The sequence below is a fragment of the Allobranchiibius huperziae genome (assembly GCF_013410455.1).
GTDB lineage: Bacteria > Actinomycetota > Actinomycetes > Actinomycetales > Dermatophilaceae > Allobranchiibius > Allobranchiibius huperziae.
Map to the genome: position 1 here is coordinate 705,614 of NZ_JACCFW010000001.1, position 21,555 is coordinate 727,168.

General features: G+C 66.5%; 9 protein-coding genes and 3 rRNA genes. 10 read left to right on the plus strand and 2 right to left on the minus strand.

Annotation, left to right across the window (positions count from 1 at the left end; all coding sequences use genetic code 11):
- Positions 1-49: 49 nt before the first annotated feature.
- From HNR15_RS03410 to HNR15_RS03435, 6 genes are all read left to right on the plus strand, one after another.
- Positions 50-1,426, plus strand: a complete 1,377-nt coding sequence (locus tag HNR15_RS03410; protein ID WP_179479127.1) for a cystathionine beta-synthase — start codon at positions 50-52, stop codon at positions 1,424-1,426.
- Between the two features lie 386 nt (positions 1,427-1,812).
- Positions 1,813-3,347 (plus strand): 16S ribosomal RNA (locus HNR15_RS03415).
- Positions 3,348-3,675: 328 nt separating this feature from the next.
- A 23S ribosomal RNA gene (locus tag HNR15_RS03420) occupies positions 3,676-6,817 on the plus strand.
- Between the two features lie 123 nt (positions 6,818-6,940).
- Positions 6,941-7,058, plus strand: a 5S ribosomal RNA gene (gene rrf, locus HNR15_RS03425).
- The 16S, 23S and 5S rRNA genes sit together here, the layout of an rRNA operon.
- 125 nt (positions 7,059-7,183) lie before the next feature.
- On the plus strand, positions 7,184-10,633 hold the full coding sequence (lysX, locus tag HNR15_RS03430; RefSeq protein ID WP_179479129.1) for a bifunctional lysylphosphatidylglycerol synthetase/lysine--tRNA ligase LysX: 3,450 nt from the start codon (positions 7,184-7,186) through the stop codon (positions 10,631-10,633).
- A gap of 24 nt (positions 10,634-10,657) precedes the next feature.
- A complete protein-coding gene (locus HNR15_RS03435) occupies positions 10,658-11,551 on the plus strand; it encodes an amidohydrolase family protein (RefSeq protein ID WP_179479131.1) in 894 nt (297 codons plus the stop codon).
- On the opposite strand, the gene HNR15_RS03440 is transcribed toward HNR15_RS03435, so the two are convergent.
- Positions 11,534-13,552 carry a thioredoxin domain-containing protein gene (locus HNR15_RS03440; protein WP_179479132.1) on the minus strand — a complete coding sequence of 673 codons (2,019 nt, stop codon included), beginning with the start codon at positions 13,550-13,552 and terminating at the stop codon, positions 11,534-11,536. The genes HNR15_RS03435 and HNR15_RS03440 overlap by 18 nt on opposite strands.
- Positions 13,553-13,637: 85 nt before the next feature.
- On the opposite strand from HNR15_RS03440, the gene HNR15_RS03445 reads away from it, so the two are divergent.
- From HNR15_RS03445 to HNR15_RS03455, 3 genes are all read left to right on the plus strand, one after another.
- Complete coding sequence (locus tag HNR15_RS03445; protein ID WP_218883534.1) at positions 13,638-15,062, plus strand: 3' terminal RNA ribose 2'-O-methyltransferase Hen1; 1,425 nt, start codon at positions 13,638-13,640, stop codon at positions 15,060-15,062.
- Positions 15,059-17,614 carry a polynucleotide kinase-phosphatase gene (locus tag HNR15_RS03450; protein WP_179479136.1) on the plus strand — a complete coding sequence of 852 codons (2,556 nt, stop codon included), beginning with the start codon at positions 15,059-15,061 and terminating at the stop codon, positions 17,612-17,614. Before HNR15_RS03445 ends, HNR15_RS03450 begins: the two co-directional genes overlap by 4 nt.
- A 122-nt stretch (positions 17,615-17,736) precedes the next feature.
- A complete protein-coding gene (locus tag HNR15_RS03455; RefSeq protein WP_179479138.1) occupies positions 17,737-19,089 on the plus strand; it encodes an FAD-binding oxidoreductase in 1,353 nt (450 codons plus the stop codon).
- Positions 19,090-19,105: 16 nt separating this feature from the next.
- Here the strand turns inward: HNR15_RS03455 and HNR15_RS03460 are convergent, their stop codons facing one another.
- Positions 19,106-20,662: an amino acid permease gene (locus HNR15_RS03460; RefSeq protein WP_179479141.1), complete on the minus strand. Its 1,557-nt coding sequence runs from the start codon at positions 20,660-20,662 to the stop codon at positions 19,106-19,108.
- Between the two features lie 131 nt (positions 20,663-20,793).
- On the opposite strand from HNR15_RS03460, the gene HNR15_RS03465 reads away from it, so the two are divergent.
- Entirely contained in the window at positions 20,794-21,522 is a 729-nt protein-coding gene (locus tag HNR15_RS03465; protein WP_343048404.1) for a FadR/GntR family transcriptional regulator, read from the plus strand.
- The last annotated feature ends 33 nt before the right edge of the window (positions 21,523-21,555 follow it).

Genomic DNA, 21,555 nt, shown 5'->3' on the forward strand with positions numbered 1-21,555 from the left:
GGCGGGGACTGGGACGTCGTGGGCTGAATACGCCTGCGACCATGGAGGCATGAAATACGCCGAGCACATCGCCGACCTCGTAGGGGAGACCCCCCTGGTCAAGTTGAACCGTGTCACCGAGGGCATCGCCGCCACGGTGCTCGCCAAGGTGGAGTACCTGAACCCGGGGGGATCGGTGAAGGACCGGATCGCCTTGCGGATGGTCGAGGCGGCGGAGGCGTCGGGCGCACTGCTCCCCGGCGGGACGATCGTGGAGCCGACGTCCGGCAACACCGGGGTCGGCCTGGCGCTGGTGGCACAGCGCAATGGGTACCAGTGCATCTTCGTGTGCCCGGACAAGGTCGGTGAGGACAAGCGTGCGGTGCTGCGCGCGTACGGCGCGAAGGTCGTCGTGACGCCCACCTCGGTCCCGCCGGACCACGCGGACAGCTACTACTCGGTCTCGGACCGGATCGCGGCAGAGACCCCGGGCGGCTGGAAGCCGGACCAGTACTCCAACCCCGAGGGACCCAACTCGCACTACAGGTCCACTGGTCCGGAGATCTGGAGGGACACCGACGGTGCGTTGACGTCGTTCGTCACCGGCATCGGCACCGGCGGGACGATCACCGGCACCGGTCGCTACCTGCGCGAGGTCTCCGCGGACCGGGACGGCGGACGGGTGCGGATCATCGGCGCGGACCCCGAGGGGTCGGTCTACTCCGGAGGCACCGGCCGCCCCTACCTGGTGGAGGGCGTGGGTGAGGACATGTGGCCCGCGGCGTACGACCCGAGCGTGGTCGATGAGGTCATCCCGGTCTCCGACGCGGAGTCGTTCGCGATGACCCGTCGGCTGGCCCGCGAGGAGGGGCTGCTCGTGGGTGGCTCGTGCGGCATGGCCGTGGTCGCCGCGCTGCGGCACGCGGCGACGCTGCCGGCGGAGGCGACCGTCGTGGTGCTCCTGCCGGACTCCGGACGCGGCTACATGGGCAAGATCTTCGACGACGAATGGATGGCGTCGTACGGCTTCCTGCGCGAGCACACCGAGCGCACGGCCGGGGAGCTGCTGAAGCGCAAGGCGGGGGACATGCCGGCGCTGGTGCACACCCACCCCAGCGAGACGGTCCGCGACGCGATCTCGATCCTGCAGGAGTTCGGCGTCTCCCAGATGCCCGTGGTGAACGCGGAGCCGCCGGTGATGGCCGGCGAGGTGGCGGGCTCGGTGAGCGAGCGCTCCCTGCTCGACGCCCTCTACGCGGGGAAGGCGAGCCTGACCGATTCCGTGGGCAGCCACATGGACGAGCCGCTGCCGCTGATCGGCGCCGGGGAGCCGGTTTCGGAGGTCCGTGCGGCCCTCAGCGGCACCGACGCGGTGATGATCGTGCGGAACGGCAAACCGACCGGCGTCCTGACGCGGGCGGACCTGCTCGGCGAGTTCGCTGAATGAGCCCAATTCCCTGTGCTCGCAGGGAATTTGGGTCGGCGCGGGGCTCGATTTGCACACCGCGCGGAACGTGCCGTACTGTTCCTCAGGTCAGCGCGAAACGGGCTGGCGGATCCGGTTGGACGGGGCCACGCAGGCCCTGCTAACCTGGACCTTGTTCGGAGCCAAGTGCGCGAGGACCTCGGTCTGACGCCCAAGAGCCGAACAGAACCTGAGGATGACAGTTCCGGTCGATCGTCGCATTGCCGGCGGCTGACCGGATGCCTGATCGTTTCTTGATAACTCAACAGCGTGTCGAGTGATTGATGCCAGATTTTTTGTTTGGTTGATGTTGACGAAGTTTTATCTTCTGTTGATTTCAGCTGGGATTGGATTTTGCAGAATAGTTTTTTTTGGAGAGTTTGATCCTGGCTCAGGACGAACGCTGGCGGCGTGCTTAACACATGCAAGTCGAACGATGATGCTCGCAGCTTGCTGTGGGTGGATTAGTGGCGAACGGGTGAGTAACACGTGAGTAACCTGCCTTTCACTCTGGGATAAGCCTTGGAAACGAGGTCTAATACTGGATATGACTCTTGGCCGCATGGTTGGGGGTGGAAAGCCTTTTTGGTGGTGGATGATGGACTCGCGGACTATCAGCTTGTTGGTGGGGTTGTGGCCTACCAAGGCGATGACGGTTAGCCGGCCTGAGAGGGTGACCGGCCACATTGGGACTGAGACACGGCCCAGACTCCTACGGGAGGCAGCAGTGGGGAATATTGCACAATGGGCGAAAGCCTGATGCAGCGACGCCGCGTGGGGGATGACGGCCTTCGGGTTGTAAACTCCTTTCGCTCGTGACGAAGCCTTTCGGGGTGACGGTAGCGGGAGAAGAAGCACCGGCTAACTACGTGCCAGCAGCCGCGGTAATACGTAGGGTGCGAGCGTTGTCCGGAATTATTGGGCGTAAAGAGCTTGTAGGCGGTTTGTCGCGTCTGCTGTGAAAGCCCGGGGCTTAACTCCGGGTCTGCAGTGGGTACGGGCAGGCTAGAGTGTGGTAGGGGAGACTGGAATTCCTGGTGTAGCGGTGAAATGCGCAGATATCAGGAGGAACACCGATGGCGAAGGCAGGTCTCTGGGCCATTACTGACGCTGAGAAGCGAAAGCATGGGGAGCAAACAGGATTAGATACCCTGGTAGTCCATGCCGTAAACGTTGGGCGCTAGGTGTGGGCCTCATTCCACGAGGTCTGTGCCGTAGCTAACGCATTAAGCGCCCCGCCTGGGGAGTACGGCCGCAAGGCTAAAACTCAAAGGAATTGACGGGGGCCCGCACAAGCGGCGGAGCATGCGGATTAATTCGATGCAACGCGAAGAACCTTACCAAGGCTTGACATACACCAGATCGCAGCAGAGATGTTGTTTCCTTTTGGTTGGTGTACAGGTGGTGCATGGTTGTCGTCAGCTCGTGTCGTGAGATGTTGGGTTAAGTCCCGCAACGAGCGCAACCCTCGTTCCATGTTGCCAGCACGTAATGGTGGGGACTCATGGGAGACTGCCGGGGTCAACTCGGAGGAAGGTGGGGATGAGGTCAAATCATCATGCCCCTTATGTCTTGGGCTTCACGCATGCTACAATGGCTAGTACAGAGGGTTGCGATGCCGCGAGGCGGAGCGAATCCCTTAAAGCTGGTCTCAGTTCGGATTGGGGTCTGCAACTCGACCCCATGAAGTCGGAGTCGCTAGTAATCGCAGATCAGCAACGCTGCGGTGAATACGTTCCCGGGCCTTGTACACACCGCCCGTCAAGTCACGAAAGTTGGTAACACCCGAAGCCCACGGCCTAACCACCTTGTGTGGAGGGAGTGGTCGAAGGTGGGATTGGCGATTGGGACTAAGTCGTAACAAGGTAGCCGTACCGGAAGGTGCGGCTGGATCACCTCCTTTCTAAGGAGCGATACACCTGCGGTCGCCGAATGTGTGGCCGGGTGTGCTCATGGGTGGAATCATCAATCATGGTGCTGTTGTTCTGGTGCTGTTTGTGTCGTAGTACTACCGGGTTGGTTCCTTTGCGGGGCTGGCCGTGGTGTGGAGGCGTGCGGGTGGTGGCAGGCGGGAGTGTCGACACGCTGTTGGGGTTATGAGGAAACGATCGTTGTTTTCTCTTGTTGGGTGGCACCTTCAGGTCCTGGTCCCGCGTGTGTGGGGTTGGTGATCGGTTGGGTGTGTGTTGTTTGAGAATTACACAGTGGACGCGAGCATCTTTGTTTTTGTGGCTCAAGTTTTTAAGGGCGCACGGTGGATGCCTTGGCACCAGGAACCGATGAAGGACGTAGGAATCTGCGATAAGCCTCGGGGAGCCGATAACCAGGCTGTGATCCGAGGGTTTCCGAATGGGGGAACCCACCACGAGATATGTCGTGGTACCCACATCTGAACTCATAGGGTGTGTGGAGGGAACGTGGGGAAGTGAAACATCTCAGTACCCACAGGAAGAGAAAACAACATGTGATTCCGTGAGTAGTGGCGAGCGAAAGCGGAAGAGGCTAAACCGTAGTTGTGTGATACCTGTCAGGGGTTGCAGCTGCGGTGTTGTGGGGCCGGTCTTTTTCATCTCTGACAGGATGGAGGACAGTAAAAAATCGCGCGTGTAGGTGAAGCATCTTGAATGGTGCGGCGTAGAGGGTGTGACTCCCGTAACCGAAACATGTGTGACTGTCTGGACTGGTACCCGAGTAGCACGGGGCCCGTGAAATCTCGTGTGAATCTGGCAGGACCACCTGCTAAGCCTAAATATTCCCTGGTGACCGATAGCGGACAAGTACCGTGAGGGAAAGGTGAAAAGTACCCCGGGAGGGGAGTGAAATAGTACCTGAAACCGTGTGCTTACAATCCGTCAAAGCCGACATGTGCGGTGATGGCGTGCCTTTTGAAGAATGAGCCTGCGAGTTAGTGCTCAGTGGCGAGGTTAACCCGTGTGGGGTAGCCGTAGCGAAAGCGAGTCCGAAGAGGGCGTATGAGTCGCTGGGTCTAGACCCGAAGCGGAGTGATCTACCCATGGCCAGGTTGAAGCGCCGGTAAGACGGCGTGGAGGACCGAACCCACTTAGGTTGAAAACTGAGGGGATGAGCTGTGGGTAGGGGTGAAAGGCCAATCAAACTCCGTGATAGCTGGTTCTCCCCGAAATGCATTTAGGTGCAGCGTCACGTGTTTCTTACCGGAGGTAGAGCTACTGGATGGCTGATGGGCCTCACCAGGTTACTGGCGTCAACCAAACTCCGAATGCCGGTAAGTCAGAGCGTGGCAGTGAGACGGCGGGGGATAAGCTTCGTCGTCGAGAGGGAAACAGCCCAGATCACCAGCTAAGGTCCCTAAGCGTGTGCTAAGTGGAAAAGGATGTGGAGTTGCTGTGACAACCAGGAGGTTGGCTTAGAAGCAGCCACCCTTTAAAGAGTGCGTAATAGCTCACTGGTCAAGTGATTCCGCGCCGACAATGTAGCGGGGCTCAAGCACACCACCGAAGCTGTGGCATTCACACAGTCCCCTAGGTACCAGGCTTGTCCTGGTGGTTCAGGGGTGTGGATGGGTAGGGGAGCGTCGTGTGGGCAGTGAAGCGCCGGGGTGACCCAGGCGTGGAGGCCACACGAGTGAGAATGCAGGCATGAGTAGCGCATGACGGGTGAGAAACCCGTCCGCCGAATAACCAAGGGTTCCAGGGTCAAGCTAATCTGCCCTGGGTAAGTCGGGACCTAAGGCGAGGCCGACAGGCGTAGTCGATGGACATCCGGTTGATATTCCGGAACCGGCGAAGAACCGCCCATATCGAATCAGGGGATGCTAACCATCCGAACCCACCGTTTCGCGTGCGTCACCTTTCGGGGTGGTGTACGTGTTGTGTGGGGGAGCGTGGGACCCGATCTTGTAGTAGGTAAGCGATGGAGTGACGCAGGAAGGTAGCCTCCGCGTGGCGATGGTTGTCCACGTCTAAAACTGTAGGGAGTGGTGTAGGCAAATCCGCACCACACATATCCTGAGAGTTGATAGTGACCACGAATGTGGGAAGTAGGGTGATCCTATGCTGCCAAGAAAAACTTCTAGCGAGGTTCGAGCCGCCCGTACCCTAAACCGACTCAGGTGGTTAGGTAGAGAATACCAAGGCGATCGAGTGAATCGTGGTTAAGGAATTCGGCAAAATACCCCCGTAACTTCGGGAGAAGGGGGGCCCAATCCTTGAAACCCCATGCGGGTTAGGGGTGAGGGTCGCAGAGACCAGGGAGAAGCGACTGTTTACTAAAAACACAGGTCCGTGCGAAGAAGTAATTCGATGTATACGGACTGACGCCTGCCCGGTGCTGGAACGTTAAGGGGACCGGTCAGTCACTTCGGTGGCGAAGCTGAGAACTTAAGCGCCAGTAAACGGCGGTGGTAACTATAACCATCCTAAGGTAGCGAAATTCCTTGTCGGGTAAGTTCCGACCTGCACGAATGGCGTAACGACTTCTCCACTGTCTCAACCACGAACTCGGCGAAATTGCAGTACGAGTAAAGATGCTCGTTACGCGCAGCAGGACGGAAAGACCCCGGGACCTTTACTATAGCTTGGTATTGGTGTTTGGTACGGTTTGTGCAGGATAGGTGGGAGACTATGAAGCGGGCACGCCAGTGTTCGTGGAGTCATCGTTGAAATACCACTCTGGTCGTTCTGAGCACCTAACTTCGGTCCGTGATCCGGATCAGGGACAGTGCCTGGTGGGTAGTTTAACTGGGGCGGTTGCCTCCTAAAGAGTAACGGAGGCGCCCAAAGGTTCCCTCAGCCTGGTTGGCAATCAGGTTTCGAGTGTAAGTGCACAAGGGAGCTTGACTGTGAGACAGACACGTCGAGCAGAGACGAAAGTCGGGACTAGTGACCCGACGGTGGCTTGTGGAAGCGCCGTCGCTCAACGGATAAAAGGTACCCCGGGGATAACAGGCTGATCTTGCCCAAGAGCTCATATCGACGGCATGGTTTGGCACCTCGATGTCGGCTCGTCGCATCCTGGGGCTGGAGTAGGTCCCAAGGGTTGGGCTGTTCGCCCATTAAAGCGGTACGCGAGCTGGGTTTAGAACGTCGTGAGACAGTTCGGTCCCTATCCGCTGCGCGCGCAGGAAACTTGAGAAGACCTGTCCCTAGTACGAGAGGACCGGGATGGACGAACCTCTGGTATGTCAGTTGTCACGCCAGTGGCACGGCTGATTCGCTACGTTCGGAAGTGATAACCGCTGAAAGCATCTAAGCGGGAAGCACGCTTCAAGATGAGGTTTCCATCACCCCTTGGGGTGTGAAGGCACCCAGCTAGACTACTGGGTTGATAGGCCGGATGTGGACACACCGTAAGGTGCGTAGCTGACCGGTACTAATCTGCCGACAACTTGACACCACAACCAAAACTTTAAGAGCTTGCTCGCGTCCACTGTGTGATTCTGGAACAACACACCCACCCCACCACCACCCCGAACACGGGGTTGCGTGGTGGCCGGCAGGTCGAATAGTTCCATAGTGTTACGGCGGTCATAGCGAAGCGGGAAACGCCCGGTCCCATACCGAACCCGGAAGCTAAGCCCTTCAGCGCCGATGGTACTGCACACGGGAGTGTGTGGGAGAGTAGGACACCGCCGAACTACCTTTATGAGAAGGCCCGGTAACGCAACTGCGTTGCCGGGCCTTCTTTTTTTCGTTGGGCTCATTCTCCAGCTCTGTTCAGGTGGCTGGGATATCGTCGCGTCACCATGACATGGGGGTACGAATGACCCAGGGCGCGACGGCGCGGCTCTTCAAGGGCTCCTTCAACGCGTACGGCGGAGCGAGCGCGAGCCGCGAGACTCCGCGGCCGCCGTGGCGCGAGCGCGTCGCGAGCTGGGTGGGCCGGCTGCTGCTGATCAGCGCGTTCTTCTCCCTCCTGGCGATCCTGTTCCCCGACGGCCTGTTCATCCGAGCGGTCTCCGATGCCCTCGGCCTGCTCAACATGCCGGTCGAGCCGAGCATCTTCCTCATCTGCCTGCTGTTCGCGCTGGCGGGAGCCGCGCGGCGCCGCCTGCGCGCGGCACACACCGTGGTCGTCGTCGTCATGGTGCTCAATGTCTTCTACAGCGCCGTGGTGGTCATCGCCGGCAAGGTCGACGAAGGGCGGGCAGTCCTTCACGGGCCGCTCTCCGGGCTTGGTCGCCGCCCGGCGTTCGGTGTGAGCGAGCGGGAGTACATCGAATTCACGACGTCCCGCTACGTCACGGTCCCGGCGCTGATCATCGGCATCGCCGTCCTGGTCCTGGTCGTGGCGAGCCGGCGCGGCTTCCCGGCGAAGCTCGCGCCCCGGTCCCGGCGCTCCGCCTTCGCGGTCCTGGCGGTCGGTCTGTTGACCTCGTTCGTCATCACCGCCGCGCTGACCGCGGCCGCACCCGGGTCCCTGGTCGGTATGCGGGAGCGCGGCCGTTGGGCACTGCGCTCGACCTTCGGCGTCAGCAGCCCGGCGGGGACGTTCGGGTTGGACAACCACGTCGGACCGCCCTGGATCTTCGGGCTGGCCGGGTTGATGTCCGGTATCGCCCTGCTGTTGTCGATCCTGGTCTTCTGGCGCTCCGGCCACGGCAAACCGATGCAGTCGGCCGACGAGGAGCTGGCCGTTCGCAGGCTGCTGCTGGAACACGGCGAGGACGACTCCCTCGGCTACTTCGCCACCCGACGCGACAAGAGCGTCATCTTCTCCACAGACGGGCGGGCGGCGCTGACCTACCGCACCGAGGGCACGACCTGTGTCGCGAGCGCGGACCCGGTGGGCGACCGCGCCGCGTGGCCCGATGTGATCACCCGCTGGTTGCAGGAGTGCCGCGAGAACGGGTGGTACGCCGCCGTCCTCTCCAGCAGCGAGACCGGGACCACTCATTACGTCGAGGCCGGCCTGCGCGCGTTCGCGCTCGGCGACGAGGCGATCCTCGACACCGACACCTTCAGCCTGCGGGGCCGGTCGATGCGCCCGGTGCGCCAGGCGGTCACCCGCATCTCCCGGGCCGGGTACACGACACGGGTACGCCGGCACAGCGAGCTGAGCGCGGACGAGCTCGTCGAGATCGAACGCCTCGCCGAGCGGTGGCGCGGTGATGAGACCGAACGCGGTTTCTCGATGGCGTTGAACCGGCTGGGCGACCCGGCCGACGGGCGGTGCGTGATCATCACCGCGCACGACGCACAGGGGCAGATCCGTGGCTTCCTGTCCTTCGTGCCGTGGGGCGTGCGCGGGGTCTCACTGGACCTGATGCGCCGCGACCGGGACGCCGAGAACGGTTTGAACGAGTTCCTCGTCGCCAAGCTCGTCGAAGAGGGCCCCGAGTACGGGATTCGGCGGATCTCCCTGAACTTCGCGGTGTTCCGCAGCGTCTTCGACAACGCCGACCAGGTCGGCGCGGGCCCGGTCACCAAGGTGACCGACGCCGCCCTGTCGTTCGCGTCGCGCTTCTACCAGCTCGAGACTCTCTACCGTTCCAACGACAAGTACCACCCGACCTGGGTGCCCCGGCTGCTCTGCTACGACCCGGCGCTCACGGTGCCCCGCGCAGGCTTGGCCATGGGGATCGCCGAGGGGTTCGTCCCGATGGTGGGCCCCCGACTGCTGACCGGGCCGCGACCCTCCGACGTGCAGCCGCCGCGCCCGGAGCCCGACTTCGTCGAGCGGGTGTGCGAGCAGGAGCGTCGGTTGCTGGTCCCGGCGCCGCCCACCGCGGTGCTGACCCAGCAGCAGCGGGTGCGTCGTACGAAGCTGCAGGCCTTGGAGGACGCGGGGATGCCGGGCTACCCGGTGCAGGTCCCTCGCACCCACCGGGTCCGCGAGATCCGCGACCGGTACGCCGACCTGGCACCGGACACGGTGACGGAGGACGTGGTGTCGGTCTGCGGGCGGATCCGCGCCGTGCGCGACCTCGGCGGTGTGACGTTCGCGGTGCTGGACGACGAGAACGCGCGAGTGCAGGTCATGGTGACCGCCGCGCACACGCCGGATCCGGCGCGGGCGCTGTGGCGAGAGAGCGTCGATCTCGGTGACCTGGTGAGCGTGACGGGGCCCGTCGCGACGTCACGCAACGGTGAACTGTCCGTGCTGCTCGACCACTGGCAGATGGCGGCCAAGTGTCTGCGGCCGCTGCCCACCCTGGGGTCGTCGCTCAGTGACGACGTCCGCAGCCGGCAGCGGTCCCTGGATCTGCTCGTGAGCCCCGACTCCCTCGATCTGCTGCGACGCCGTTCGATCGGCGTGCGCGCACTGCGCGAGGCGTTCCAGGCGCGCGACTTTTGCGAGGTCGAGACGCCGATGCTGCAGGCGGTGCACGGCGGCGCCACTGCGCGCCCGTTCAAGACCTACATCAACGCGTACGGGATGGATCTCTATCTGCGGATCGCCCCGGAGCTCTACCTGAAGCGACTTGCCGTCGGCGGGATGCAGCGGGTCTTCGAGCTGAACCGCAACTTCCGCAACGAGGGCGTCGACGCCACCCACAATCCTGAGTTCACCTCGCTGGAGGCCTATGAGGCGTACGGCGACTACAACACCATGCGGGTGCTCACCCGTGAGGTGCTGCTGCGGGTCGCGGTGGCGGTCAACGGCCGGCCGGTCGCGCAGCGCACGGACGCCGATGGCACGACGTACGAGGTCGACCTGAGCGGCGAGTGGCCGGTCAAGACCGTCCACGCCGCCGTGTCCGAGGCAGTGGGGGAGCAGCTGACGACGGCCACCTCACGCGACCAGATCGAAGCGGTCTGCGCCCGGCACGGGGTGGCCGCTCCGGCACAGTCGAGCGTCGGCATGCTGGTCGTCGCGCTCTACGACGCGCTGGTGGAGAAGCAGACACAGTTCCCGACGTTCTACACCGACTTCCCGCTGGAGACCTCGCCGCTGACCCGCACCCACCGCACCGACCCGGCGCTCTCGGAACGCTGGGATCTGGTGGCGTTCGGCGCCGAGATCGGCACTGCCTACAGCGAGCTGGTCGATCCGGTCGACCAGCGCCAGCGCCTGACCGCGCAGTCCATCGCGGCCGCGGCGGGAGACCTGGAGGCCATGCAGATCGACGAGGCCTTCCTGTCGGCGCTCGAGCTCGCGATGCCCCCGACCGGCGGCCTCGGACTCGGGGTGGACCGTGTCGTGATGATGCTGACGGGCGCGAGCATCCGGGCGACACTGGCGTTCCCGTTCGTGCGACCGCAGGGCTGAGGCGCGCTCCTCTATCGTCGGGCCATGCCCACGACGCCCGGTCCGGTCGACGACGCGGGGATCCCGGCGTACGTGCAGGCGCTCGGCATTCCCGGGCTGGCCGACATCCACGTGCACTTCCTGCCCGAGCCGATGCTGCGCAAGGTGTGGGCCTACTTCGATGCTGCCGAAGAGAACTACGGCCGGCCGTGGCCGATCCAGTACCGCTTCGACGAGGCGACCCGGCTGCGCATCGTGCGGTCCTTCGGGGTGTCGCCGATACCGGCGCTGACCTATCCGCACAGACCGGGCATGGCGCGCTGGTTGAACGACTGGAGCGCGGACCTCGCGCGGCGGGTGCCCGACGTGATCCACTGCGCGACGCTCTACCCCGAGCCGGACGTGGGGGACTACGTGGGGGACGCGCTGACCCAGGGCGCACGACTCTTCAAGGTGCACGTGCAGGTGGGCCGGTTCGCGCCGGACGATCCGCTGCTCGACCCTGCATGGGCGCTGCTGGAGGAGGCCGGCGTCCCGATCGTGATCCATGCCGGGTCGGCGCCGCTGCCCGGCGAATTCACCGGGGTCGAGGGCATCTCCAGGGTACTCAGAAGGTACCCGCGGCTCGCGTTCGTGATCGCCCACCTGGGCATGCCGGAGTACGACGAGTTCGCCGACCTCGCCCTGCAGTACGAGCGGGTGCATCTGGACACGACCATGGCGTTCACCGACTTCACGGAGGAGCAGGCGCCGACGTCACCGTCCTACCGGTCGAGGTTGCCGCAGCTTCAGGACAAGATCATCCTGGGTTCGGACTTCCCCAACATCCCCTACTCGTACGCGCACCAGCTGACCGCGCTGACGCGACTGGATCTGGGGGACGACTGGATGCGGGACGTGCTGTGGCACAACGGAGCCCGGCTACTCGGCGGCTCCTGACGTCGGCACCGGTCGGCCGAGCGCCTCGCGCAGCGCGTCGACCGTCGTGACGGGCGCGTCGCACACGAAGCGGCGGCAGACATAGGCCGCCGCGAGGCCGTCGACCGCGGGCCGGTCGACCAACAGCGGCTGGGCCGGATCGTCGGGCCGACCGCTGACGGTAACGCGGCCCGGCGCGGTCGAGCGCCAGGACGCCGCGACCAGTTCGGCCGTCCCGTCGTCCCGCTCGCCGCTGACGACCGCGACCTGCACCGGGCCGTGCAACAGCGCGACCCCGACGCCGAGCGCGTGGCCCACCATGACCGGATCGCGGCCGGCCAGGTGCGCGACGGCGCCGACCGCCGCTGCTGCCTCCGCGAACGGGGCGGGGTCGCCGGTGAGTGCGCCGTACGACAACAGCGCCCCCGCGAGTGCGGATCCGCCCGACGGCTCCGCGCCGTCGACCGGGCTGCGGGGCCGGACGATGAGTTGCTCGGCATCGTCGGCCGCATCGTAGAAGCCTCCGATGTCGTCACGGTGGTGGACCCGCGCGGTATCCAACAGGGTGCCGGCCAGGTCCAGCCAGCCGGCGGTCGGCTCGACCTGGTGCAGAGTCAGCAGCCCGTCCGCGAGGTCGCCCAGATCGTCCGCGGCCGCCGGCGTGGTGCCGACCCGGCCGTCGCGCGACGTACGACGCAGCCGACCTTCGACCAGGTGCACGTCGCACACCGCGCGGGCACACCGCGACGCGGCGTCGATCCAGTCCCGTCGGCCGAAGACCGCGCCGGCCTCCGCCAGCGCGCCGATCGCGAGCCCGTTCCACGCCGCGACCACCTTGTCGTCACGGCCCGGCTGCGGACGCTCGCCCCGCGCTTCGAGCAGGAGCGACCGCGTCCGCTCCCACCACGCAGCATCGTCAGTGTCCACGTCAGCGTCCTCGGCGAGCTGCAGCGTGGAGGCGCCGTGCTCGTAGGTGCCCGCCTGGGTCACCGACAACAGTCGAGCGGCGCGGGCGCCGTCGTCCTCGCCGAGTACGTCGGTCAACTGCGCGGGCGTCCAGACGTACGTGAGTCCCTCGACACCTTCCGTGTCGGCGTCCAGAGATGAGGCGAAGGCCCCTGTCCGCGTGAGTAACTCACGGAGCATGAAGGCGATGGTCTCGCCGACGACCCGCTCGAAGAGCGGATCGCCGGTGGCGCACCAGGCATGGGTGTAGACGCGGACCAGTTGCGCGTTGTCGTAGAGCATCTTCTCGAAGTGCGGCACCACCCAGCGGGCATCGACGCTGTAGCGCGCGAACCCGCCGCCCAGTTGGTCGTAGATGCCACCGCGCGCCATCCGCTCCAGGGTCTGGGCGGCCATCGCGCGAGGGTGCTCGTCGCCGGTCAGCGCGGCGGCGCGCAGCAGGAACTCCAGGCTGGAGGTCGTGGGGAACTTCGGTGCACCGCCGAAGCCGCCGTTGACCGTGTCGAACCGGCGGGCCATCGCGTCCACGCTGCGGCGCACGAGCGCGTGGTCCACCGGCTGCGACTCGGCGGTGACGACCTCGCGCAGCTTGCCGGAGATGGTGGCGCCGGACTGCACGACGTCGTCACGGCGGTCGGTCCAGGCCTGCGTCGCGGCGTCGAGCAGGCGCAGGAACTGCTCACGCGGCAGGTACGTGCCGGCGAAGAACGGATCCCCGGCGGGGGTGAGCAGACAGGTCATCGGCCATCCACCGCTGCCGGTGAGCGCCATCGTGACGTCCATGTAGACCGCGTCGATGTCGGGGCGTTCCTCCCGGTCCACCTTGATCGCCACGAAGCCCGCGTTCGCGATCTGCGCGACACCCGCGTCCTCGAACGTCTCGTGCGCCATCACGTGACACCAGTGGCACGCGGCGTACCCGACCGACAGGAGGATCGGCACGTCGCGCCGGCGCGCCTCGTCGAGCGCGTCGGTGGACCACTCCTGCCAGTCGATCGGGTTGTCGGCGTGCTGCAGCAGGTAGGGACTGGTCGCGGAGGCGAGCCGGTTCGTCATACCCCCACGGTAGGTCGCGGACCCGCCTTGGTCAGACAGGGCGGAAGAGCCCGCCAGACCTCACCCGGGCTGCCTTTCGTGGACAATGGCGCCGGTGTACCTCACGCTGACCTCCTCGGGCGAGGATGCGACCGCGCTGGGCTACCTGCTGCACAAACACCCGGACCGCGCTCAGCAGTTCTCGGTGTCGGCCGGGGTGGCCCACGTGTTCTATCCGGAGGCGAGTGACGAGCGCTGCACCGTGGCCCTGATGCTCGAGGTCGACCCGGTCGCGCTGGTGCGCGGCCGGAGGTACGGCGGGGACGCCTTCGCGCTGAGCCAGTACGTCAACGACCGTCCCTACGCCGGCTCCTCGATGCTCGCGGTGGCGCTGGGAAAGGTCTTCCGCACAGCGATGGCAGGTCGATGCGACGCCCGGCCGGACCTGCTCGGCCAGAGCCGTGATCTGGAGATACGCGTGCCGGTGCTGCCCGCGTCAGGCGGCGCCGAGATGGTCCGCGCGCTCTTCGAACCGCTGGGCTGGGAGGTGACGGCGCAGGCCCTGCCGCTCGACGAGGAAATGCCCGCCTGGGGCGATTCGCACTACGTCGACCTTCGCCTGCGCGGCACGCAGGTATTGGCCGAGGCGCTGTCCCATCTGTACGTGCTGTTACCGGTGCTGGACTCCTCCAAGCACTACTGGGTCTCGCAGGACGAGGTCGAGAAGCTGGTCCGCGCCGCCGGCGACTGGTTGCCGGCCCACCCGGCCCGCGAACTGATCACCCGCCGCTACCTGGCCCACCAGCCGGACCTCGTCGCGACCGCCGTCTCCCGCCTGGCCGAAGTCGATGACCTGCGGACCGAGTCCGTCGAGGAGGCACCGAGTGAGGAGACACCCGTTCGTCGTCCCCTCGTCGCACAACGGAAGGAAGCGGTGCTCTCCTCGCTCCGTGCCGCGGGGGCCGCACGTGTCGTCGACCTCGGCTGCGGCGAAGGAGCCTTGCTCCGCGAACTGATCCGGGACCCCCGTTTCAGCGAGGTCGTCGGCGTCGATGTCTCCGGCCGCGCCCTGGGACTGGCCGAACGGCGCTTGCACCTGGATCGGATGCCCGACAGCCAGCGCGCCCGACTGCGACTGCTCCAGTCCTCGATGACCTACACGGACGACCGGCTGAACGGCTACGACGCGATCGTGCTGATGGAGGTCATCGAGCACCTCGACACCGATCGCCTGCCCGCCCTCGAGAGCACTGTCTTCGGGCACGCCCGGCCGCGCACCGTCATCGTGACGACTCCCAACGTCGAGCACAACGTGCGCTACGAGCGGCTCGCCGCGGGCACGATGCGGCACAGGGATCACCGCTTCGAGTGGACCCGGGCCGAGTTCTCCGACTGGGTCACCGGGGTTAGCCGACGCACCGGGTACGCCCCCACCCTGCTTCCCGTGGGCGAGGACGACCCGACCGTGGGCCCGCCGACCCAGATGGCGGTCTTCGCCCGCAGCGATCAGCCCGCTCAGGAGGTGTCATGACGCAGCTCGCGGTCCCCGAGCTCAGCCTCGTGGTCCTCATCGGTGCATCAGGCTCGGGCAAGTCCACCTTCGCCCGCGAGCACTTCGGTGCCTTCGAGGTGCTCTCCAGCGACTACTGCCGCGGCCTGGTCGCGGACGACGAGAACGACCAGTCCGCCTCCGGCGACGCCTTCGACGTCCTGCACTTCATCGCCGGCAAGCGCCTGGCCGCCGGTCGTCTCACGGTCGTGGATGCGACCAATGTGCAGCGCGAGGCCAGGCGGCAGTTGATCGAGTTGGCCAAGGCCCACGACGTACTGCCGGTCGCGATCGTGCTCGACCTCCCCGAGCAGGTCTGCGTCGCACGCAACGCGGAGCGACCCGACCGTGACTTCGGCGCGCGGGTCGTACGCCGCCACCGCGACCAGCTGCGCCGGTCCCTGCGAGGGCTGTCGCGGGAGGGGTTCCGCACGGTTCATGTCCTCTCCAGCGTCGAGGAGGTCGCCGCGGCGACGATCACCCGCGAGAAGCTGCTGAACGACCTGCGTGACCAACACGGCCCGTTCGATGTCATCGGCGACGTCCATGGCTGCCGCTCGGAGCTGGAGACGCTGCTGGAGCAGCTCGGTTACGCGCTCGTCCGCGACGACCAGGCGCGCCCGGTCGACGCCACGCACCCGGCCGGGCGGCGGGCGGTCTTCGTCGGCGACCTCGTCGACCGCGGCCCGGACAGCCCTGGCGTGCTGCGGCTGGTGATGGGCATGGTCGGCAACGGCCATGCGCTGTGCGTACCCGGAAACCACGAGAACAAGTTGGTGCGTGCGCTCGGCGGGCGCGCCGTGCAGGTCAGCCACGGCCTGGAGAAGACCCTCGCCCAGCTCGCCGATGAGACCCCCGAGTTCCGGACGGAGGTGGCCGAGTTCTGCTACGCCCTCGTGTCGCACCTCGTTCTCGACGACGGCAGGCTCGTCGTCGCCCACGCCGGGCTGAAGGAGGCCTATCACGGTCGCGCGTCCGGCCGGGTGCGCAGCTTCGCGCTGTACGGCGACTCCACCGGCGAGACCGACGAGTTCGGCCTGCCCGTCCGCTACCCCTGGGCCGAGGACTACCGCGGCTCCGCGATGGTGCTCTACGGGCACACCCCGACGCCCGAGCTGGAATGGGTCAACAACACCCTCTGCCTCGACACCGGCTGCGTCTTCGGCGGACGGCTGACCGCGCTGCGGTACCCGGAGAAGGAATCGGTCCAGGTCACGGCCGAGCGGGTCTGGTACGAACCCGCCAAGCCGTTCCCGGTCGCTGAGGAGACGCCGGTGCCCGGTCAACGGGACCGCGACCAACTCGACATCCGCGACGTCCTCGGCAAGCGCATCGTGCAGACCGCCCATCACGGCCGGGTGACCGTCCGGGAGGAGAACGCCGCCGGCGCACTCGAGGTGATGAGCCGGTTCGCGCTGCACCCTCGCTGGTTGCCCTACCTGCCGCCCACGATGGCTCCGCCGCCGACCTCCGCCCGCGACGCACTGCTCGAGCACCCCGACGAGGCGTTCTCCGCGTACGCCTCGGTCGGAGTCACCGAGCTGCTGTGCGAGGAGAAGCACATGGGGTCGCGGGCGGTCGTCCTGGTCTGTCGCGACGAGAAGGTCGCGGTGCGCTGGTTCGGCGCGACGGACGGCGAGTCTGGAGCGGCGTACACCCGCACCGGGCGCTCCTTCTTCGACCGCCCCACCACCGAGAACCTCCTCACCGGCGTACGGGATGCCGTCACCTCGGCGGGCCTCTGGGAGGAGCTGGACAGCGACTGGCTCCTGCTCGACACGGAGATCGTGCCCTGGTCGGCCAAGGCGGGCGACCTGCTGCGCGACCAGTACGCCGCGGTCGGCGCGGCGGCGCGGCACGTCCTTCCCGCGGCGGCAGAGGGCCTGCGGGCTGCCCAGGCTCGGGGGGTCGAGGTCGGCGACCTGCTGGATCGCACCTGCGTGCGCGCCGACAACGCCCAGGCGTTCACCGAGGCCTATCGGCGCTACTGCTGGCCCACCGACGGGCTCGACGGTGTCGCCGTGGCGCCGTTCCAGGTCCTCGCAACGCAGGGCCGCACTCACCACGACCGTGACCACCTGTGGCACCTGGACCTCGCCGATCGCCTCGTGGGTGCTGCGCCCCATCTGATGCGCACGACGCGTCGCCAACGCGTCGACACCAACGACGACGCCTCGGTCGCCGCCGGGGTCGAGTGGTGGGAGTCGCTGACCGCCGCTGGCGGCGAGGGCATGGTCGTGAAGCCGTTCGCCAACCTCGCCCGTGCTCGACGTGGCCTCGCGCAGCCGGGCATCAAGGTCCGCGGCAGGGAGTACCTCCGGATCATCTACGGCCCCGACTACACCGACCCCGCCAACCTCACCCGCCTGCGCGACCGCAACCTCGGCCACAAGCGCTCCCTGGCGCTGCGCGAATACGCACTGGGACTCGAGTCGCTCGAGCGCCTGGCTCGGGGTGAGCCGTTATGGCGCGTCCACGAAGCCGTCTTCGCCGTCCTCGCGCTGGAATCGGAGCCGGTGGACCCTCGTCTCTGACGGGCGGGATCGCGCAAGACCTCACGGAGGTGCAGGTCGGGTGGATAGCCTCGAGATCTCGGGTCGCGCGGGACGCCGACCCGACGTCCTGCGAAGGATCGATCGGAACAGCGGGTGGTGCGATGACCACGGAACAGATCGTCGATGACCTCGACCGGGCCGTCGGTTCTGCGTTACGGCGTCCGGGCGACGACGAATACGACACCGCGACACAGCCGCGCAACGCGACCGCGGATCAGCATCCGGTCGCGGTCGTCGCCGCCACCTCCGCCGACGACGTACGCAGGGCAGTTCGCGCGGCGGCGGATGCCGGACTCGGCGTGGCCGTGCAGGCGACGGGGCACGGTGCTGCGGGCACCGTCGGCGATGACGTGCTGCTGATCGACACCCGCCGGATGAACGGCGTCTCGGTGGACCCTTCGGCCCGCACCGCGCGGGTCGGGGCCGGCGCGACCTGGGCGGAGGTGAATGCCGAGGCCGCGACCCACGGGCTGCTCGGTCTGGCCGGGACCGCGCCGGACGTCGGCGTCGTCGGCTACACCCTGTCCGGTGGGATCGGGTGGCTGACCCGCGCGCACGGAATGGCCAGTGCATCGCTGCGACGCGTCGAGTTCGTGGACGGCGACGGCGAGCCGCAGGTCGCCGACGAGCAGGAGAACCCCGAGGCGCTGTGGGCCTTCCGGGGCGCCGGAGGGGTCGGCATCGTCACAGCGGTCGAGATCGACCTGGTCGCGGTGCCGGACCTGTGGGCCGGGTACCGGCTGTGGCCGATCACCGAGGCCGAATCCGTCGTCGCTGCGTGGACCGATGCGTTGGGGCAGATCGACGAGACGCTGACCAGCGCGATCGGTTTCCTCAAGGCACCTGACGCGCCCGTGGTGCCGGAGGCGCTGCGGGGCCACCGGGTCGTGCACCTGTCGGCGGCCTCGGTGAGCGGCGAGGCTGGTTTCGAGCCGCTGGAACGCGCGTTGCGCGCGGCACCGGAGCCGGCGATCGACACGACGGGGCCGTGCGACGAGAAGCGCCTGGCGGTCATCCACCTCGATCCGCCCGACACCGTGCCGGCGATCGGCGACGGGGGTTGGCTGACCGCGTCGACTCCTGCCCATGCGTTGGCCATCCTCAGCGCGCTGGGCGTGGGCGACGACGCACCGTTGGCCGAGATGGAGATCCGGCACGTCGCGACGACGGTCGCCGCGCACGCCGACGGAGCGATGACGAGCCCACCCGGTCCGTTCCTGTTGCACGTGGTCGGACCGGCGCCGACCGTCGACGACCGCCGCACCGTCGAGCAGGCGATCGACGTCGTACGGGCTGCCGTGCAGCCGGTCGAAACGGGACGGGCGGCGGCATCCTTCCGTGACGGCCAGACCACCGTGCCCGGCGCGTTCGCGGACGACGAGGAGGAACGACTGCGGAGCGTGCGGCAACGCTACGACCCGCACCGCCGGATCCGCCGGCCCCGATCCGTGTGACCCGGCGGGGCGCCGGCTAGCTCTCGAACGCCTCGGTGACCGCCTCGTCGATGGTGTGCTTCGGGCCGGTGAACCAATGCCGAGCCGACGCGAACCACCAGATCGCGAGGATCACCAGGCTGCCGATCGTGAGGACGGGCGCGTAGTTGACGTACTTGAACGAGAAGCCCTTGTTGCCGGGGATGGCCGTCGGCGTGAACGGCAGGATGAAGTAGACGCAGATGACGGCGATCTCCGCCACCGCCACGATGTTCATCCACTTGTACTTCGATCCGAGCGTCCAGGAACCGGGCTCGAAGCCGTCGCGCATCCGCCAGCGCAGGAAGATCGGGATCGCGAACGCGAGGTAGAGCCCGATGACGGCTACCGACGTGACCGCATAGAACGCCACCGGCACGGGGGCGCCGTTCACGTCGACTTCCACGAGCGCCGGCAGGGTGATGAGGATCCCGATGACGGTGACGAAGGTGACCGCGTTGGCGGGGATGCGGGTGCGCGGATTGACGTTGGAGAGCAGTCTCGACCCGGGGATGCCGCGGTCCCGGCTGAAGGCGAACGTCATCCGCGACGCACTCGTGAGGCAGGCGGTGGCGCAGAAGAGCTGGCCGGCCGTGGAGATGAGCAGGATCAGGACGTGCCACTTCTGCGGCAGGGCCTGTCCGAAGATGAGGTCGACGGCGCCACCGCCTTTGGTCACCGCCTTCGGATCCTGCACGGCGAAGACGAACGCCAGCAGGAGCACGTACCCGCCGATCGCCGAGTAGAAGATGGAGCGCCAGATCCCCTGGGCGGCCCCCTTCGCGGCACCCTGCGTCTCCTCCGACAGGTGCGCGGAGGCGTCGAATCCGGTGATCGTGTACTGGGTGAGCAGGAGCCCCAGCGGCATGACGAGGAACCAGTACTTGTTGTCCGCATAGCCGGAGTTGTTGATCCGGTCGGTGAAGACGAAGCTCGCGCTCTGGTGCTTGTCGGGGATGATGATCAGCACCGCGATGATGATGGCCGCGCCCGCCACGTGCCACCAGACCGAGATGTTGTTGAGCACCGCGAGCAGGTGACCGCTGAAGATGTTGGCCAGCGCCGCGAGCACCATGATCACCACGAAGATGGCGAAGACCGTCTTCAGACCGGAGTGCTTGGCCCACGAGGCGCTCAAGGTGTCCAGGGTCAGGTCCAGGAAGGTGGCTGCGCCGTACCCGACGGACGCGGTCACGGCGAGCAGCCCGATCAGGTTGAGCCAGCCGGTGAAGAAGCCCGCGCCGGGGCCGCCCATCTTCGAGGCCCACCAGTAGATGCCGCCGGAGGTCGGGTACGCCGAGACGAGTTCGCTCATCGTCAGGCCGATGATGAGGATAAACGCGGAGATGATCGGCCAGCCCCACGAGATCGCGACCGGCCCGCCGTTGTTCCACGCCTGCCCGAAGGTGGTGAAGCAACCGGCCAGGATCGAGATGATCGAGAAGGAGATCGCGAAGTTGGAGAAGCTGGACCAGCTGCGGCTCAACTCCTGTTTGTAGCCGAGCGTGGCGAGGAGCGCGTCGTCGTCGGACAGGGGTGCGGCGTCATCGGCCATGGGGGCTCCTGGTGCGAGAGTCGTTCTGCGCGAGGCTAGTGGCGCCGATCGGCCCCGGTCCATGGATCTGAGGAAAAAAGGTCCATTTCCAAACCATTGACGGCGGGCGCCGCGGTGGTGAGACTGGCCGCGTGTCAGCCGTGCCGCACCTCGCGCCCTACCGGGATCTGCAGGAGTTCACCCTGCAGCCGGCGGTCGGGAACGTCTTCGAGGCCGTCGTCGGGCAACTCGCGACGGCGATCCGACTGGGCGTCTTCGCCGACGGCGAGCAGTTGCCGCCCGAGCGCGAACTGTCCGAACGGCTCGGTGTCAGCCGGATGACGCTGCGGGACGCGATCGCGGCGCTGCGCGACGCCGGTCTGGTCCGGACCACCCGCGGTCGCGGTGGCGGCACGGTCGTGACCTACGACGGCACGCACGCGCCCGGCGTACGACCGGCAGGGGAGTACGACGTGGCCGACGTATTGCGTTTCCGGCGGCTCGTCGAGGCCGGCGCGGTGGAGGCTGCCGCAGAGCGGACCCTCGACGACGAACAGCGGGCATGGCTGTCACGGTGCCTCGCCGATGCCGCGAACACCGTTGGCACCAGCGAGCATCGGATCGCCGACTCCCGCCTGCACCTGGCGCTCGCGACTGTGTCCGGCAGCGCGTTGCTGGCCGAGTCGGTGACTCGGGCGCAGGCCGCCCTCGGTGATCTGCTCGCCGCGATCCCGGTGCTGCCGCGCAATATCGAGCATTCGCAGTCTCAGCATGCCCGGATCGTCGACGCGGTCCTGCGCGCCGACGCGGTGGAGGCGGGGGACGCCATGCGGCAGCACTGCGACGCGACCGCCGAACTGCTCATCGGGCTGATCGGATGAGCCGTTGACGAGACACCCGAGCCGGAGAGAAGG